Origin of the sequence: Rhizobium sp. BK098 (assembly GCF_014193155.1) — a bacterium.
In the GTDB taxonomy this organism is placed as follows: Bacteria; Pseudomonadota; Alphaproteobacteria; order Rhizobiales; family Rhizobiaceae; genus Rhizobium.
On record NZ_JACHYY010000004.1, the window covers coordinates 485,963 to 502,883 of the forward strand.

Below are 16,921 nucleotides of genomic sequence, written 5' to 3' on the forward strand. Positions count from 1 at the left end.
TCGATGATATGAAGAGGCCACGAATTTGCGATCGCTTGGTCTCGGACGGATATCGCTTATATGGCAGGCAGGCATTACCGGGCAGGCTTCGTCGGCATCATCGTTGCTTTTGCGATCGCATTTGCCATCGATGCTTTTGTTTTTAGCCCAGCAGCTGCGCAACCGGAATGGCGCGTTGCGCCTCCCGTCTGCGTTTCCGGCCCAATGACGACGGAGACGGGCGAGACGCTTTGCCTGCGCAAGGACAGCTACAATCGCGATCTCTGCACGGCCATCGAGTATTTCGCTCACAGCAATCGTCTGCCGCCGGAATATCTGGCGCGGCTGGTCTGGCGTGAAAGCCTGTTTCGCTCCGATGCAGTCAGCCCTAAGGGCGCTCGCGGCATCGCGCAGTTCATGCCGGGAACGGCGAAGCTGCGTGGCGTGCGCGACAGCTACGATGCGCTGGAAGCACTTAGCAAGGCGGCGACCTATCTCGATGAATTGCGTGACCGTTTTGGCAATCTGGGTCTTGCCGCCGCTGCCTATAATGCCGGCGAGGGCGGTCTTGCCAATTTCCTGAATTCCGGCGGGCTTCCCTATGAGACGCGCAACTATGTGAGCGCGATCACCGCCCACAGCGTCGAGGAATGGCGCGACGATCCGCCCGATATCGCAGCTCCGGTGCTGGATAAGAGCAAGCCGTTCGTCGATTCCTGTGTCGCGCTTGCGCAAAGCCGGCGGCTAAAGCCCATTCCCTTGGAGCAGGAGCGGCCCTGGGCGCCCTGGGGCGCGCAACTCGCCGAACATTTTCAGGTGGATGCCGCTCGCCGTCTGTTTACCGCAAATATCCGGAAGCTGCCGGCTCCGCTGAACGCGGAAAAGCCGTTGATCGTGCGGCAGCGCAATGCCGACTTTGGCCGCCGTGTCCGTTATGCGGCGCGCATTCCGCGGCAAACGCGGGAGGAAGCGGATGCCGTTTGCACGCAAGTCCGGCAGCAGGGCGGCTCCTGCCTGGTCTTCAGGAACTAATGTAAGCGCATAGCTCCGGCATGCTTGGTGATTGTTTGATTCTCTGTCGCTTGATTGTGCTTTACTCCCTGATGTCGCAAGCTTATTTCTTGCAAGCCCGACCTTTGGGAGGAAGCCGTTTGGGTTGCTAAAGGAGCGTATGATGGCGCAGAAGCGTGAAGTCCCCGGTATTCGTCCCTACAACAGCCCCGCTGGCGGTTGGGGAGCCCTGAAGGCGACCGCCAATGCAGTGCGCGAGCAGATGGACATCACCGAAGCGCCCGGCCTGCTGCTGCGCACCAACAAGCCCACGGGTTTCGATTGCCCTGGCTGTGCCTGGCCCGACAAGGAACACACCTCCACCTTCCAGTTCTGCGAAAACGGTGCCAAGGCCGTCACCTGGGAAGCGACGAACAAGCGCGTAACGCCCGAATTCTTCGCCGAGCACACGGTCAGCGAACTTCTGACCTGGAGCGACTACGAGCTGGAAAATTCCGGACGGTTGACGCATCCGATGGTCTATGACCGCGCATCCGATACCTACCGGCCGATTGCCTGGGAGGACGCCTTTGCCCGCATCGGCGAGGTCATGCGCAGCCAGCCCGATCCGGATATGGTCGAATTCTATACGTCGGGCCGCGCCTCCAACGAAGCGGCTTTCCTCTTCCAGATTTTCGCCCGCGAATACGGCACCAACAACTTCCCCGACTGCTCGAACATGTGCCACGAAGCGACCAGCGTCGGCCTGCCGCAATCGATCGGCATCGGCAAGGGCACCGTCTCGCTCGACGACTTCGACGAATGCGATCTGATCATCTCCATGGGGCACAATCCCGGCACAAATCATCCGCGCATGATGGGTACGCTGCATGAATGCTCGCGCCGCGGCGTGCCGATCATCGTCTTTAATCCGCTGAAGGAGCGGGCGCTGGAGCGTTTTGCCGACCCGCAGGATCCGATCGAGATGGGAACCTTCAGCTCGACCCGGATCGCATCGTCCTATTATCAGGTCAAGATTGGCGGCGATGCCGCCGCGCTCAAGGGCATCATGAAGGCGGTTCTCGCACTGGCCGAGACCTCGTCAGATGTTCTTGATCATGCCTTCATTGCCGAACACACCACCGGCTTCGACGCGCTTGTTGCCGATATCAATCAGACGGAGTGGGCCGATATCGAGCGTGTCTCTGGTCTTGCCCGGGCTGATCTGGAGCGGGTTGCCGACGCCTACGTCAAGTCAAAGGCGACGATCGTCGCCTATGGCATGGGCATCACTCAGCATGCCAAGGGAACGGCCAATGTCCAGCAGATCGCCAATCTCTTGCTGCTGCGGGGCAATTTCGGCAAGCCGGGAGCCGGCATCTGCCCTCTGCGCGGCCATTCCAACGTGCAAGGCAATCGCACCGTCGGAATTACCGAGAAGCCGACGCCGGCCTTGATCGAGGGTATCGAACGGGCGTTCGGCTTCACGTCGCCGGCTCATCATGGTCACGATGCCGTTGCCGCCATGCAGGCGATGGCGGAGGGGCGCTCCAAGGTGCTGCTTTGCCTCGGCGGTAATTTCTCGATTGCGCTTCCCGATCCGGAACTTTGCGCGCAGGCGATGCGTAAGCTCGATCTCGCCGTCCATATGAACACCAAGCTCAATCGCTCCAATCTACTTATTGGCAAGGAATCCTTCCTGTTCCCCGTGCTTGGCCGTACCGAGCAGGACGTTCAGGCAACCGGCGCGCAGTCAGTCACGATCGAGGATTCGATGTCGATGGTGCATGCGTCGCGCGGGCGGCTGAAGCCGGCCTCCGACCAGCTGCGTTCCGAGCCTGCCATCGTTGCGGGAATAGCGCAGGCGGCCCTGCCGAACAGCAAGGTTGCGTGGATGGAGCTCATCACGGACTACGATCTGATCCGCGACAAGATCGAAATCGTCTATCCGGATTTTGCCGATTACAATGAGCGCATCCGGGTGCCGGGCGGCTTTCGCCTGCCGATCGGGCCGACGGAACGCGTCTGGAAGACGCCCTCCGGCAAGGCGGAGTTCAAGCTGTTTTCCGGCCTCAACGAGGACATCTCGCTTTCAGATGGGACTATCCTCAAGCTCGCTACGATCCGCAGCCATGATCAGTACAACACGACGATCTACGGTCTCGACGATCGTTATCGCGGCGTCTTCGGCCGCCGTGACGTGCTGTTCATGAACGATAGGGATTTGAAGGCAAAGGGGTTGGAGCACGGCGATCTCGTCGAGATCGAGACCGCGCTGCCCTCAGGCGGCAAACGGCTCTTGAAGCTGACCGCCATTTCCTACGATATTTCCGAGGGCTCTGTTGCTGCCTATTACCCGGAGGCAAATTGCCTGATCCCGATCGACTACCAGGACAAGGAAAGCGGCACTCCTTCGTATAAGTCCGTTCCGGTGCGGGTCAGCAAGGCGGCTTGATCTTCACACGATCATCCAGCCGACGTTTGTTACCTTGTTGGCTGGGTAAACGACCTACCGCAGCCGTCCGCCCTGCTTGTCGAAATAGCGCCGACGTTCGGGCGGGCAGTAAAGATGGAGCGTGTCGCCGCGCTCGATCTCCGGCCCGTCGCGATATTCGGCGATGATCGCCTGGCCGTCCTCTGTCTGGCAATAGAGATAGCGTGTGCCGCCCAGATATTCGGTGACATCGACCGTGACCCGCACGGCATCGGCTGCATTTGAAACGACGACGAAATGTTCGGGGCGCATGCCGAGCAGGATCTTTTCGCCGGATGATGGTTTGTGCTGGCTAAGATCGACTTTGATGCTGCCATTGCCGACCTTTGCCGATCCGTCGCCTGACCATGTCGCTTCGATCATGTTCATCCTCGGCGAGCCGATGAAGCCGGCGACGAAACTGTTGGCCGGATCTTCATAGACCTCGCGCGGGCTGCCGACCTGCTCGATCCGGCCGTCCCTCAGCACGACGATCCTGTCGGCGAGCGTCATGGCCTCGGTCTGGTCATGGGTGACATAGATCATCGTATTGCCGAGCTCGCGGTGAAGTCGGGCAATTTCGATGCGCATCGAGACGCGAAGTTCCGCGTCGAGATTGGAAAGCGGCTCGTCGAAGAGAAAGACATCCGGCTCGCGAACGATGGCGCGGCCGATGGCGACACGCTGGCGCTGGCCGCCGGAAAGCTGGCCCGGCCGGCGGTCCAGGAGATGATCGATCTTGAGGATCGAGGCGGCGGAGCGCACCCGTCTTTCGATTTCGGAGGCATCGGTTCGGGCCATTTTCAGGCCAAAGCCGAGATTGTCGCGAACGCTCATATGCGGATAGAGCGCATAGGACTGGAAGACCATGGCGATGCCGCGCTCGGACGGATCGAGATCAGTGACGTCTCGGCCCTTGATGGCGATCTCGCCGTCCGTGACTTCCTCCAGTCCGGCAATCATCCGCAGCAGCGTGGACTTGCCGCAGCCGGACGGGCCGACGAAGACGACGAAAGCCCCTTCCGGTATGTCAAGATCGATGCCGTGAATGACCTCCAGTCCGCCAAAACTCTTGCGGACGCCGGTCAGGCGCATGCCGTTCTTGGTCATGTCAGGCTCCGCGCTGCATCTGACCGGCGCGGATCCAGACGAGCATCTCGCCCGGATCGCGATTGTCCCAGAGATGGTAGGGCACGAAACGCGCGGTGGAGGCAACGCTTTTCGGCGGTGTCGTCCGATAGAGATCTGAGCCCCAGTCCGCCTCATCTCGCGTGACCGAAACATCGAGCGCCACTGCGCCCTCCAATGCGGCAATTTCCGTCGTCTCGGCGGAGGACGGATCGCTGGAAAGCGAAATGCCGTTGAGGTCGTGACCATTGTCGGTAGTTTCGACGCAATAGACGAGCGGCCCGCGCATCAGGGCCGCACGCCCGGCGTCCTGGCGGACTTTCGGATTGGCAAACAGCGTGCGGGGGATGAGCGGAAGGGTCAGGTCGACGCTGTCGCACGCCTGCCATTCCCGCTCGATGCGGGCATAGCCGTCGACGGTGATCGTTGCCAGATCGACCGGTGCGCCATTGACTGCGAGCGTCGCGCCCTCGGCCCATTCGGGGATGCGCAGCGATAGTGCGAATTTGGCCGCGCGATCCAGATTGACCTCGAAGCGAATTGCACCGTCCCAAGGGTAGCGCGTTTTCTGGGAAAGCTGCACGGTCACGCCGCCGGCTAGAGGGACGCGGGCTTTGCTTTCGCCGTAGAGATGGACGGCGATCTCGTTGTCGGCGGCGGCATACATATAGGAGCCGACGGAGGCGAGCAGGCGTGCGATATTGGGCGGGCAGCAGGGGCAATGGTGCCAGGTCCAGCGGTGATGCTTGCCGGCGCTTTCCAGCGGGTTTTCATAGAAGAAGGTCTTGCCGTCTTGCGACAGGCCCGCCATTGCGCCGTTGTAGAGTGCTACTTCCATGATGTCGGCATAGCGCCGGTTCGGTCCGCGACCGAGCATGCGATTGGCCCAGAAGACCAGACCGACCGAGGCGCAGGTCTCGGCATAGGCGCTCTCGTTCGGCAGGTCATAATAGTCGGTAAAGCCCTCGTTGGAGGCAGCCGGTCCGATACCGCCGGTTATATACATCTGCTTCGTCGTCAGGTCGTCCCAGAGCGTCTCAAGGGCCGAGGTCAGCGTATCGTCGTTATATTCCGTGGCGATATCGGCCATGCCGGAATAGAGGTACATGGCGCGCACGGCGTGGCCGACGACCTTGGTCTGTTTGCGCACCGGCAGATGCGACTGGCTGTATTCATAGGTCTTCTGTACGAAATTCTTTGGGTCGCGACCATCGCGAATGGCTTCCTCAGTGAAGAAATGCGGTTCCTGGCCGCGCTGGTCGATGAAGTATTTGGCAAGATCGAGATATTTCTTCTCACCGGTGACGCGGCCCAGCTTGACGAGTGCAAGCTCCACCTCTTCATGGCCGCAATAGCCGCGCAGCTGGCCTTCGCCATGCCCGAAGACAGTGATCATGTAATCGGCAAAGCGGCTCATGATGTCGAGCAGCTTGCGCTTGCCCGTTGCTTGGTAGTAGGCGACGGCCGCCTCGATTAGATGGCCGGCGCAATAAAGTTCGTGATGATCGCGCAGGTTGGTCCAGCGACGGCCGGGCTGGACGCGCTGGAACCAGGCGTTCAGATAGCCGTCCTCCTGCTGCAGCTTTTCGTACATGTCGATGATGGCGTCCGCACGCGCCTCCAGTTCGGCATTGGGACGACGATAGAGCGAATAGGCGATAGTCTCGATCGACTTGCCGAGATCGCTGTCCCAGAACATCTGCGTCGAGCCCGACCATGTCTGCAACGGGATGACGATGCCGGGGCTTGGCTGACTGACGTCGATCGCCTGGATCATGCCCGCTTCGACGCACCGGTCGAGAAGGGTCGCAGCGGTGGAATTGCAGATGGCATCCTGGCGGGCGCCGAAAAGCCCTCCGAGCTCGACATTCGGAACGGGTAGGGGGCGAAACTGGCGGCTTTCTCTGTCAGACATGGCTTGATCCTTACTTAAAGGGTTATTTCACCGCGCCGGCCGTCAGCCCGCGCATGTAATAGCGTTGCAGAAGCAGGAAGACGATGACGCAAGGGATGGTCATGACGGCGATACCGGCCTGGACCGCTCCCCAGTTGACGGCGCCGAGGCGACCGGTCCTGACGGCGATCATCAGCACCGGCAGGGTGAATTTCTCGTTGCTCGACAGGAGTACCAAAGCTGCCAGGAACTCGTTCCAGGCATTGAGGAAGGCGAAGATCGCGACGGTTGCGACACCCGGCAGCACCAATGGGAAGAGAACGCGGAACAGCAGTTTCAGATCGCGTGCGCCGTCGATGCGTGCCGCTTCCTCGATTTCCTTGGGCACGGCGTCGAAGGCGTTGCGCATCATGAAGACCGAAAAAGGAAGCTGCAGCGTCACATAGACGAGCGTCAGCCCGATCAGCGAATTGTTGAGGCCGAGCCTTGCCAGGATGATGAAGAGCGGCGTCAGGATCGACTGGAAGGGGATCATCAGCGTCGCGATGATCAGGATGAAGAGCGCACTCTTGAAGGGGAAATGATAGCGCGAGAAGCCATAGCCGGCGAGCAGGCTGACGATGACGGTCAACAGCACCGTTCCGACCGAGACGAACAGGGAGTTCAGTGTATGCTGGACGACGCCGGCGCCGAAGCCATCGAGCGAGCGGTAGGCGTCGAAGCTGAAGCCGGTCGTCGGCCATGGTGGCAGCGGCGGCAGGCTCGCCTCGGTTCCATGCCGGAATGACGACAGCAGTGCAATGGCGAATGGCGCGAAGAAAAAGATGACGATAACGACGCCGATGCCGTGATAACCGATGCCGCCCCAGAGCTTGCGCCGCACGCGACGCTCCTTAGCCGTGCTCATGGCTTGTCCTCCCCGACGCGCAGCAGCCAAAGCTGGACGATGCTGATCAGCACCAGGATGACGAGGAGCGCGATCGAGAGCGCTGCGCCATAACCGAGATTGAAGGATACGAAGGACTGGTTGAAGATGTAATAGACCACCGAAATCATACGGTTCTGCGGGCCGCCTGATGTCATGATGTAGAACTGGTCGAAGGCAAGCACCGAGCCGGTGATGGAAATGATGAGCGCAAGCGCAATCGTGCGACGCATCAGCGGCAGGGTGAGATGTCGGAAGCGCTGCCAGCGCTTGGCGCCGTCGATTCGCGCGGCCTCGGTCAGTTCGGAGGGGATTGCCTGCAGGCCTGTCAGCAGGATGATCATGGTAAAGCCGGCGATCTTCCAGACCACCATGACGATGATGGTCGCGAATGCCATGTCGAAATCGGCAAGCAGGTTTGGCCTCTTGTCGACGAGACCGAGCGCCAGAGCGACCGGTGCGAAGAAGCCGGCGTCGACATTGGCGAGCCAGACCCAGAGCAGCGACGCCGTTGCAAGTCCGACGACGACGGGAAGGAAGATGATCGTGCGGTAGAAGCCGACGAACGGCCGGTGTTTTTCGACGAAGAAGGCGAGCGGGAAGGCTATGGCGAAGATCGCAATGGTCACGATCACCGTGTAATAGGCGGTGAAGCGCAGCGCTGCCATGAAGCGCATATCGGAGACCATGCGGATATAATTACCGAAGCCGATCCAGCGGGGATTGCCGAGCAATGGCCAGTTGTGGAAGCTCATCCAGAAGGTAAAGGCCACGGGTAGCAGGAAGAAGACGATCACGAGCGCCATGGCCGGCGCGATATAGAGAAACCCGTGCCAACTGGCACGCCGTCGTTTTCGGGGACGTGCGGTTGCGATAGCTCCAGGGCCAGCCATGGAATGCTCCCGATATTGCGATGGAGGAACCGGGGAACACAAAGCTCCCCGGCGCGGGTGAGTTTACTATTGTTGAGCGTTGTCGATGATCGACTGCATCTCCGATTGGGCATTGGAGAATGCGCCATCGACGTCGCTTCCGAAGATGGCTGCGTTGGTGAAGCCCGCCCACGGTCCGTTAGCGCTGTTGATCAGGTCGTTGAACTGTAGCGTGTAAGGCGTTTTGGCAACCGAGATTGCCTTCAGCCCGACCTGCATGCGCGGATCCAGGCCCTGAAGCACCTGGTCGGCGATATCGCCGCGCGTCGGCAGGCTGCCGTACTTCGCCATGATCTTCTGTCCGTCGAGCGAATAAGTGTATTCGAGGAACTTCTTCACGGCATCGAGCTTCTTCGTGCCCTTTGAGATGACGAAATTGTCGCCGCCAGCAAAAGAGGACGGCTTGCCGTCGACGCCGGGGATCAGCGTCACGCCGAAATGGATATCGGGATATTGCGTGATCAGTGTGCCGATCGAAAAGGCGCCGATGCTCTGCTGGCCGATCTTGCCGTTACTGATGCTCAGAAAGTTGGTGCCGGTATCACTTGCGGCACCCGCCGGCACCAGATCCTTCTTGACCATGTTGCGATAGATGTCGACTGCCTTGCGCATTTGCGGCGTGTCGAGCGTAGCCTTCTTGCCGTCCTCCGAGAGAATATCGGCGCCGGCACCCCAGACGAGTGGCGTGAAGGTGAAGATCATGCAGCCGCCGCAGCCGCCGCCGGAGAAGTAGAAGCCGTAGGTATCGCCACCGAGCGCGCGAATCTTCTCGGCATTGCTTGTGATCTCCTCCCATGTGGTCGGAGCCTTTTCAGGGTCGAGGCCGGCCTTTTTGTAAAGATCCTTGTTCCAGGCGAAAACCGAGGTTTCGACGGATAGGGGCAGGCCATAGATGTGACCGTCATAGGTGCCGAGCTTCACATGCGAGGGCGACAGCGAATTGAAATAGGGCAGGCTCTTTGCCCAGTCCGTCAGATCCTCGAGCTGACCGGCGGCGGCGAAAGCCGGCGTATAGATGAGGTCCATCGACAGAGCGTCCGGCGCCTGGCCGCCGGCAATCGCCGTCGCATATTTCTGCACGAGTTCGGCAAAGGGTACTTCGGTCAGCGTGACCTTGTCCTCATGGCCGGCATTATAGGCCTCGACGACCTTCTTGAAGGAATCGCCAATGCCGCTTCGAACCCACATGGAGATGTTTTCGGCAGATGCACCGGATGCAAGCATTAAGGATATGAGGCCTGTTGCGGCCAGAAATCGCTTCATCATGTTCTCCTCCCATGGGGCTACTCCCGTCAGCCCCTTTCCCTTTAATCAACGACCGGGGCTTCCCCCGCATGATTGCCGCACGATAAGCTCGCAGGGCAAAGTTCTGATGCCGGGTTCGACGCTGCGTCCTTCTGCAAGCGCGAGAACCGTCAGCCCGGCCTCGCGGCCAAGCGCCTTGAGATTCATGTCGACCGTCGTCAGCGGCGGCCGGGTCTGTGCGGCGACGATTTCCCAATTATCGAAACCCACCACCGAGACATCCTCCGGCACCCGCACACCGCGTTCGCGAAGCGCATCGACGACCGCGCGGGCAATCTGGTCGTTGCCGCAGAAGATCGCGTCCGGCTTTGCTCCAGCCACGCTCCAAAGCTGTGCGACGGCGTGGTGTCCCCAGGCCTCGGACCATGTACCGTACATGACCGGCAGCCCGTCTCCGGCGAGGTCGCGATAGGCCTTGGCGCGCTCACGCACCGAAACGAAGCTTTCAGGGCCGGTCACATGGGCAATCCGGCTTCGGCCGAGCCCCTGCAACCATTCGACGGCAAGGGCGGCCCCCTGATAGTCGTCGGCGCAGAAGGTGACGCTTCCCGGAGCCCCCTCGGTAAATGCATAGATGACCGGGATCGGCAGATTGGACAGATCGACGGGCAGGCGGCGGTCGATCCGCTTTCCAGAGGCGATGATGCCATCCACATGCTTGTCCAGCATCGCGTCCACATGAACCTTTCCAAGCGCCGGATCGTCTTCGATCGTGCAGAGGAAGACCGATACCCCGTGATCGACGAGCGCTTCCGTGATGCCGGCCATGACCGGCAGGGTGAAGCGGCCATATGTATCGTTGGTCAGAAGACCGATCGTGAACGTGCGATTGCTGAGCAATCCCTTGGCCAAGGCATTCGGACGGAAGCCGATGTCGGCGGCGGCACGCTTGACCCTTTCGCGTGTGTCGTCGCCCATGCGGCCGGTATTGTTCAAGGCCTTGGATGCCGTTGAAATGCTTACGCCCGCAGCCGCCGCAACGTCGTGAATCGTTGCGCGTCCGCTTTTCGCACGCTGATTTTCCAGATGTCTTCTCCCAGTCGAGTTTCCCTGAGAAAAGCTTTTCTCATGGCAAGAGTCAACTAGAGAAAAGCTTTTCTCAAAAATTTCTGCGCGAAAAAGAAGGAGGCCGGGAAGCTGGGTGAGGGCCGTAGCGAATTGGCAGGTCACTGCAGAATGTACGCCATGAAACGAAGCGGCGGCCGAGACCTGCCGGTCCCGGCCGCCGCGTTCTAGATCGCCGTTAGTTTCAGCCGATCGTCATCAGGCTGGCATTGCCGCCGGCGGCCGCGGTGTTGATTGATGTCGTCACCTCTTCGAGCAGCCAGTTGAGGCAATAGGCGTCTGCGTTCTTGGCAATTTCCTCGCTCGACGCAGCCTGTGTGAGAACCAGCGGGCCGGGGATAGCCGAGATCGTCTTGATCGCCTGCTGGATGCGTGCAGCGTCACCTTCGATGAGAGCGCCAGCGAAAGGTCCATCGGCCGCCCAGTCTTTCGTCCAGGAGATGCGGTTTGCGACCTGCGCCGGCAGGCCATGAAGCTCTTCCTGCAAGCCGGATGCTGCATCGATGGCGATCGAATTGCCTGTCGCAAGGCCTGCGGCGATCTGGACATGCAGGCCAGGAGCCGTCTGCGGAACAAGCAGGATCCTGCCGCGCGGATGCAGCGCGTAGAGGTTCAGCTCGCCGACCGGGCCTTGCAGCTCGGTATTGAAGCCGAGCGACGATTGGGCGGCGACGGCACGGGCCTGTTTGGCTGTGTCCGCGGCACCCTTGCTTTCGAGCCAGGCGATAAACTGCTGTGCAGTCGGATCGACCTGCACGGAGGCATCGCGCAACGGTTCCGTCGAGAAGGCGACCAGACGGCGCAGATACATCGGGCCGCCGGCCTTCGGACCGGTACCGGAAAGCCCGCGGCCACCGAAGGGTTGGACGCCGACGACGGCGCCGATGATGTTGCGGTTGACATAGAGATTGCCGGCGCGCACGCGCTCGGTCACATGGGCGATCGTATCGTCAAGCCGGGTGTGCAGGCCAAAGGTCAAGCCGTAGCCGGAGGCATTGATATCGGCGATCAGCTTGTCGAGCCCCTTGCGCTGATAGCGCATGATGTGAAGGACCGGGCCGAATACTTCGCGCTTCAGATCGCTGAGCTTCTTCAGCTCGATGATGGTGGGAGCGACGAAGGTGCCCTTGGCAGCGCTTTCAGGAAGGTCGAGCTGTTCGACATTGCAGCCGAGCTTGCGCATGCGTTCGATATGCTCGTCGATGCCGCGCTTGGCGTTGTCGTCGATGACGGGGCCGATGTCGACTGCAAGTTGATCGGTCCTGCCGACCGAGAGCTCGCGAAGGGCGCCGCGCAGCATGGTCAGCGTACGATCGGCCACTTCCTCCTGCAGGCAAAGGACGCGCAGGGCCGAGCAACGCTGGCCGGCACTGTCGAAGGCCGAGGCGATGACGTCGCCCACGACCTGCTCGGCAAGGGCAGAGGAGTCGACGATCATGCCGTTCTGCCCGCCGGTTTCGGCGATGAGGGGAATCGGCCTGCCGAATTTGGAGAGTCGTTCCGCAAGCTGAGCCTGGATCAGGCGAGCAACTTCCGTCGAGCCTGTGAACATGACGCCGGCGGTTTCGGGAGCACCGACGAGGGCTGCGCCCGTTCTGCCACTACCGGGGACAAACTGCAGGACATCGCGCGGGATGCCGGCCTCGTGCAGGATGCGGACGCCCTGCGCCGCAATCAGCGGCGTATTGCCGGCCGGCTTGGCGACGACCGGATTGCCGGCGACCAGCGCGGCCGCAACCTGTCCGGTGAAGATCGCCAGCGGGAAGTTCCACGGGCTGATGCAGACGACAGGGCCGAGCGGCACGCTCTCCGGCTTCAGCACCTGGCGTGCCTGCGCGGCATAATAGCGAAGGAAGTCGATCGCTTCCCGGATTTCGCCGACGGCGTTTGCGGCCGATTTGCCGGCTTCGCGGATGGTCAGGCCGACGAGAGCGGGCATCTCGCTCTGCATGAGATCGGCGGCGCGTTCAAGGATGGTGGCCCGCTCTGCGGGGCTCACCGCGGCCCAACGCTCGGCAGCCGCAGCGGCAAGCCGCATGACGTCGGGCGCATCTTCCGGCTCCAGTTCGACGACATGGCCAACGAGGTCCGCATGGTCGGCAGGATTGAGAACTGCACGGGCCACGCCGCGCTCGGAGCCGTCGGCGAGAAGTGGCTTGGCGGTCCAGTCTTTGGCTGCCGAAGCTTGCAGCTGCGCAGACAGATTGTTGAGCGCCGTTTCATTTGAGAGATCGACACCAGCGGAATTCCGTCGCGCGCCGCCGAACAAATCGGCCGGGAGAGCGATCTTGTCGTGCTGCACGCCGACAACCGTCATGCTGCGCACGATCTCGACGGGATCGGCGATCAGCTCCGATACCGGGACGGCAGGGTCGGCGATCTTGTTGACGAACGAGGAATTGGCACCGTTTTCCAGCAGGCGGCGGACAAGATAGGCAAGCAGCGTTTCATGGGTGCCGACCGGCGCGTAGATGCGGCAGGGGCGATTAAGATTTTCGGCGCCCACGACCTCTTCATAGAGCGGCTCGCCCATGCCGTGCAGGCACTGGAATTCATATTTGCCGACCGCAAAGTCGTCGCCAGCCATATGGTAGATGGTGGCCAGACTCTGGGCGTTGTGGGTGGCAAATTGCGGGAAGACCACGTCGGTGGCGGCCAGGAGCTTCTTGGCGCAGGCGATGTAGGAGACGTCGGTGTAGATCTTGCGGGTATAGACGGGGAAACCTTCCAGGCCGTCCAACTGCGCGCGCTTGATCTCGGCGTCCCAATAAGCGCCCTTGACGAGACGGACCATGAGGCGATGCCCGGAGCGGCGGGCGAGATCGATAATGAAATCGAGGACGAAGGGGCAGCGCTTGCCGTAGGCCTGCACCACGAAGCCGATGCCATCCCAGCCGGACAGATCCGGATCGAGGCACAGCTCTTCCAGCAGATCGAGCGACAGCTCCAGCCTGTCGGCCTCCTCCGCGTCGATATTCAGGCCGATATTGTAGCGTTTGGCGAGCAATGCCAGCGCCTTCACCTTCGGCAGAAGTTCGCCCATCACCCTGTCGGCCTGCGAACGCGAATAGCGCGGGTGCAGCGCGGAGAGCTTGATGGAGATCCCGGGGCCTTCATAGATGCCGCGCCCGGCCGAGGCCTTGCCGATCGCGTGAATGGCGTTTTCATAGTCGCGATAGTAGCGTTCTGCATCGGCGTGGGTCGTGGCCGCCTCGCCGAGCATGTCGTAGGAATAGCGGAAGCCCTTCGCTTCGAGCGCACGTGCTCGCTTCAATGCTTCATCGATGGTCTCGCCGGTGACGAATTGCTCGCCCATCATGCGCATGGCCATGTCGACGCCACGGCGGATGACGGGCTCGCCGGCGCGGGCAATCAGCTTTGTCAGTGCGGCGGAGAGGCCGCCTTCGTTGACCGTCGAGGTCAGCTTGCCGGTCACGACGAGGCCCCAGGTCGCGGCATTGACGAACATCGAGCGGCCACCGCCGATATGCGACTTCCAGTCGCCGCCGGCGATCTTGTCGCGGATCAGCGCATCGCGCGTCGCGGTGTCCGGGATGCGCAGCAGTGCCTCGGCAAGGCACATCAGCGCGACACCTTCCTGGCTCGACAGGGAATATTCGTGCACCAACCCCTCGACGCCGTCGCCCTTGTGCTTGGCGCGCAGCGCTTCGATCAGTTTCCTGGCCGTTTTCCTTGTCGCCTCGCGAGTCGTTTCCGGCAAGGTCGCCGTTTCAACGAGGAAGGGCAGGCACTCGGTCTCGGGGCGTCTGTAGGCGGCAGTGATCGCCTGGCGCAGCGGGCTCTGCTCACGAATGGGCGGCGCGAAATGCGAAAATGGGGCAGCATCTGCAGTTGGTTTTTCAGTGGCGAGCTTGGCAGAGACAATCATGATAACCTCAAGGTGCAAGGGGCCTAATGGTTTGAGCTGAGGTTAGCGATATCGCCACCCGTAGCCCTCCCGTTGCTTCGACGAGAACATACTTCATTCCAAAAAAGCGTTCCGCCTTGAAACTGCGGCTTTCCAGTCATATTGAACTTCAATAGCGCTTATTTCAAATAGGAATGCCTGCGAAAATGACCAAATCCAGTGAAATTGACCAGTTCGACCAAAAGATCCTCGACGCCCTCGTCGAAGACGGCCGCATGTCGATCACGGAGCTTTCCGAGCGGGTCGGCCTTTCCAAGACTCCCTGCCAGGCACGCCTTAAGAAACTGATCGATTCCGGCTATATCGACGGCTTCAAGGCCATCCTCAATCCGATCAAGCTTGGTCTCGATCACGTCGCCTTTGCCGAAGTGAAACTCACGGATACCCGTGAGGAGGCCTTGCTCAGCTTCAACAATGCCATCAAGAAAATCAAGGAAATCGAAGAGTGCCACATGATCGCCGGCCGCTTCGATTATCTCCTCAAGGTGCGGACCTCGGACATCCGCCGCTACCGCATCGTTCTTGGCGAGAAAATTTCCAGCCTGCCTTTCGTCGCAAGCACCTCGACCAATGTGGTGATGCAGTCGGTCAAGGAAAACTGGTCGTAATTCCGCTTCCTACTTCATCCGCTTTCCCATCCACCGCGTAAGGCTTCGCCGCCCGATCCATCTTGCCGGCTAAACAATGACCTAGATTTCGCCATTCGAATCGGATCATTGCGAGACGCTAAAATAAGTAGGATGGAGTATGCATGGAGATCAGTGCAGGCGACCGCGACCTTGTTGAGGTCATGAAGCGGTACTTTGCGGTGAAGGCCGAAGTCGAGGAAATGAAGCTTCGCCTGGAGGCGGCAAGGCGGGAGAGCGGCGAAGAGATCAACGCATTCTACAATCCGCGCAGCAATCTGAGCCACGCCGCCGATATTATCCGTTCGCATGCTCTCAGGCAGGAGATGGCGCGTCTGATGGATTGGGCCGAGGCCTGGGGGCGGCAGAGCCTAGCGCCAAACGAGGCCTGACGGTCGAATAGAAACCGCCAGGCCGCGATCACGAAATCGGGTCGTTTCAGCTATCCGATTTCAGCTTTCCTGCTGTCGCCCAGGACTCTTTCGAAATCTCGGTAATGATGATTTCCACCGATTCCGGCGGGCAGACGAGTGTTTCCACAGCGGCTTTGGTCGCTTCGCGAACGAAAGCGCGCTTCTGGTCTTGCGTGCGGCCGGGATGCATTTCCAAGCGCAGGATGGGCATGGCAACTCCTTGAGCAATTATCGCCGGATGTTCGGCGCCCACGGACTATCTTGCAAAACCAATCGGCGATAAATACGCTTCCATTTGCTTCATTCCGAACCTGTGGGTATGCAATCATGGACAAGTTGGCTGGAATGGCGATGTTCATCAGAGTGGTCGAACAGGGCAGTTTTGCTGCCGCTGCCGACATAAGCCGGGTGTCGCCGGCCATGGTTGCTAAACATGTGAGGACGATCGAACAGCGGCTCGGTGCGCGCCTGCTTCATCGCACCACACGCCGCCATCAGCTGACCGAGGTCGGCAAGCTTTATTACGAGCGTTGCAAGACGGTGCTGGCGGAGGTGGAGCTCGCCGAGCAATCGGCCTCCGAACTACAATCGGCACCGCGCGGGCGCCTACGGCTCGTCGCCCCCGTCAGTTTCGGGACGCAAAGCCTCGTGCCGGCGCTTGTCGACTATCTGCATGAAAATCTCGAGGTCAGCGTCGATCTGGCGCTCGACAATAATCCGCATGATCTGATCGGCGAAGGCTACGAACTCGGCATTCATATCGGCGATCTGACGGACACCAATCTCGTGGCGCGTCCGTTGAAACCCTATCGGCGCATTCTTGCGGCGTCGCCGGATTATCTGGATCAGTGCGGCAGGCCGCAAAGCCCCGAGGAGCTTGCCAATCATATGTGCCTCGGCCATTCCTACTGGCGGCTGCAGGGACGCTGGCATCTCGTCGGTCCAGACGGGGAAACGCGTGAGATCGCCATCAGGGGCAGGTTCACCACCAATCAGGGCGGGGCTTTGCGCGTTGCCGCTCTGCACGGAGCCGGCATCGTGCTGCAGCCGGAACTGCTCCTGGCGGCCGATCTCGATGCCGGCCGTCTTGAGCCCGTCCTGCCCCTTTGGTCGTACCAGCCGACACCGATGCACCTTGTCTATGCGCCGGACCGGCGTCCGACGGCCATGCTGCGCAGCGTCATCGATTTTCTCGTCACTCGCTTCGGCTGAAATTCCCCCTCTTTCATCTATCGCGAATCCATGATCAAATCTGATCATCGG

The 16,921-nt window shown here is 60.7% G+C and carries 13 protein-coding genes; 5 read left to right on the plus strand and 8 right to left on the minus strand.

Going from position 1 to position 16,921, the window contains the following annotated elements:
• Nucleotides 1-60 precede the first annotated feature (60 nt).
• Together FHT73_RS14270 and FHT73_RS14275 are read left to right on the plus strand one after the other, a co-directional pair.
• Nucleotides 61-1,011, plus strand: coding sequence for a lytic transglycosylase domain-containing protein (locus FHT73_RS14270; protein ID WP_112603462.1), 951 nt, complete (start codon nucleotides 61-63; stop codon nucleotides 1,009-1,011).
• A gap of 142 nt (nucleotides 1,012-1,153) precedes the next feature.
• Entirely contained in the window at nucleotides 1,154-3,424 is a 2,271-nt protein-coding gene (locus FHT73_RS14275; protein ID WP_112603544.1) for an FdhF/YdeP family oxidoreductase, read from the plus strand.
• Nucleotides 3,425-3,478: 54 nt separating this feature from the next.
• Here the strand turns inward: FHT73_RS14275 and ugpC are convergent, their stop codons facing one another.
• From ugpC to putA, 7 genes are all read right to left on the minus strand, one after another.
• Nucleotides 3,479-4,552, minus strand: a complete 1,074-nt coding sequence (ugpC, locus tag FHT73_RS14280) for a sn-glycerol-3-phosphate ABC transporter ATP-binding protein UgpC (RefSeq protein WP_183712380.1) — start codon at nucleotides 4,550-4,552, stop codon at nucleotides 3,479-3,481.
• A gap of 1 nt (nucleotide 4,553) precedes the next feature.
• Nucleotides 4,554-6,485 carry a glycoside hydrolase family 127 protein gene (locus FHT73_RS14285; protein WP_183712382.1) on the minus strand — a complete coding sequence of 644 codons (1,932 nt, stop codon included), beginning with the start codon at nucleotides 6,483-6,485 and terminating at the stop codon, nucleotides 4,554-4,556.
• 22 nt (nucleotides 6,486-6,507) lie between these two features.
• Complete coding sequence (locus tag FHT73_RS14290; protein ID WP_183712384.1) at nucleotides 6,508-7,371, minus strand: carbohydrate ABC transporter permease; 864 nt, start codon at nucleotides 7,369-7,371, stop codon at nucleotides 6,508-6,510.
• Complete coding sequence (locus FHT73_RS14295; protein ID WP_183712386.1) at nucleotides 7,368-8,282, minus strand: sugar ABC transporter permease; 915 nt, start codon at nucleotides 8,280-8,282, stop codon at nucleotides 7,368-7,370. The genes FHT73_RS14290 and FHT73_RS14295 overlap by 4 nt, the downstream gene beginning before the upstream one ends.
• Nucleotides 8,283-8,348: 66 nt before the next feature.
• Nucleotides 8,349-9,587, minus strand: coding sequence for a sugar ABC transporter substrate-binding protein (locus FHT73_RS14300; RefSeq protein WP_183712388.1), 1,239 nt, complete (start codon nucleotides 9,585-9,587; stop codon nucleotides 8,349-8,351).
• Between the two features lie 45 nt (nucleotides 9,588-9,632).
• Nucleotides 9,633-10,652, minus strand: a complete 1,020-nt coding sequence (locus tag FHT73_RS14305) for a LacI family DNA-binding transcriptional regulator (protein WP_183712479.1) — start codon at nucleotides 10,650-10,652, stop codon at nucleotides 9,633-9,635.
• A gap of 223 nt (nucleotides 10,653-10,875) precedes the next feature.
• Nucleotides 10,876-14,580 (minus strand): trifunctional transcriptional regulator/proline dehydrogenase/L-glutamate gamma-semialdehyde dehydrogenase, encoded by a 3,705-nt coding sequence (gene putA, locus FHT73_RS14310; RefSeq protein ID WP_183712390.1) that lies wholly within the window; start codon nucleotides 14,578-14,580, stop codon nucleotides 10,876-10,878.
• A gap of 185 nt (nucleotides 14,581-14,765) precedes the next feature.
• Between putA and FHT73_RS14315 the strand changes: the two genes are divergently transcribed.
• Together FHT73_RS14315 and FHT73_RS14320 are read left to right on the plus strand one after the other, a co-directional pair.
• On the plus strand, nucleotides 14,766-15,227 hold the full coding sequence (locus tag FHT73_RS14315; protein ID WP_015342703.1) for an Lrp/AsnC ligand binding domain-containing protein: 462 nt from the start codon (nucleotides 14,766-14,768) through the stop codon (nucleotides 15,225-15,227).
• Between the two features lie 143 nt (nucleotides 15,228-15,370).
• Nucleotides 15,371-15,637, plus strand: a complete 267-nt coding sequence (locus tag FHT73_RS14320; protein ID WP_112336873.1) for a hypothetical protein — start codon at nucleotides 15,371-15,373, stop codon at nucleotides 15,635-15,637.
• A gap of 46 nt (nucleotides 15,638-15,683) precedes the next feature.
• On the opposite strand, the gene FHT73_RS14325 is transcribed toward FHT73_RS14320, so the two are convergent.
• Nucleotides 15,684-15,869, minus strand: coding sequence for a 4-oxalocrotonate tautomerase (locus tag FHT73_RS14325; RefSeq protein WP_112336872.1), 186 nt, complete (start codon nucleotides 15,867-15,869; stop codon nucleotides 15,684-15,686).
• A gap of 116 nt (nucleotides 15,870-15,985) precedes the next feature.
• Here FHT73_RS14325 and FHT73_RS14330 point away from each other — a divergent pair, with 116 nt between their 5' ends.
• Nucleotides 15,986-16,870: a LysR family transcriptional regulator gene (locus FHT73_RS14330; RefSeq protein WP_183712392.1), complete on the plus strand. Its 885-nt coding sequence runs from the start codon at nucleotides 15,986-15,988 to the stop codon at nucleotides 16,868-16,870.
• Nucleotides 16,871-16,921 lie beyond the last annotated feature (51 nt).

What these genes read in the sequence shown, in the direction of transcription:
- FHT73_RS14270 (WP_112603462.1), top strand. Translation starts at nt 61, where the DNA reads ATGGCAGGCAGGCATTACCGGGCAGGCTTCGTCGGCATCATCGTTGCT.
- FHT73_RS14275 (WP_112603544.1), top strand. Translation starts at nt 1,154, where the DNA reads ATGGCGCAGAAGCGTGAAGTCCCCGGTATTCGTCCCTACAACAGCCCC.
- ugpC (WP_183712380.1), bottom strand. Translation starts at nt 4,552, where the DNA reads ATGACCAAGAACGGCATGCGCCTGACCGGCGTCCGCAAGAGTTTTGGC.
- FHT73_RS14285 (WP_183712382.1), bottom strand. Translation starts at nt 6,485, where the DNA reads ATGTCTGACAGAGAAAGCCGCCAGTTTCGCCCCCTACCCGTTCCGAAT.
- FHT73_RS14290 (WP_183712384.1), bottom strand. Translation starts at nt 7,371, where the DNA reads ATGAGCACGGCTAAGGAGCGTCGCGTGCGGCGCAAGCTCTGGGGCGGC.
- FHT73_RS14295 (WP_183712386.1), bottom strand. Translation starts at nt 8,282, where the DNA reads ATGGCTGGCCCTGGAGCTATCGCAACCGCACGTCCCCGAAAACGACGG.
- FHT73_RS14300 (WP_183712388.1), bottom strand. Translation starts at nt 9,587, where the DNA reads ATGATGAAGCGATTTCTGGCCGCAACAGGCCTCATATCCTTAATGCTT.
- putA (WP_183712390.1), bottom strand. Translation starts at nt 14,580, where the DNA reads ATGATTGTCTCTGCCAAGCTCGCCACTGAAAAACCAACTGCAGATGCT.
- FHT73_RS14315 (WP_015342703.1), top strand. Translation starts at nt 14,766, where the DNA reads ATGACCAAATCCAGTGAAATTGACCAGTTCGACCAAAAGATCCTCGAC.
- FHT73_RS14320 (WP_112336873.1), top strand. Translation starts at nt 15,371, where the DNA reads ATGGAGATCAGTGCAGGCGACCGCGACCTTGTTGAGGTCATGAAGCGG.
- FHT73_RS14325 (WP_112336872.1), bottom strand. Translation starts at nt 15,869, where the DNA reads ATGCCCATCCTGCGCTTGGAAATGCATCCCGGCCGCACGCAAGACCAG.
- FHT73_RS14330 (WP_183712392.1), top strand. Translation starts at nt 15,986, where the DNA reads ATGGACAAGTTGGCTGGAATGGCGATGTTCATCAGAGTGGTCGAACAG.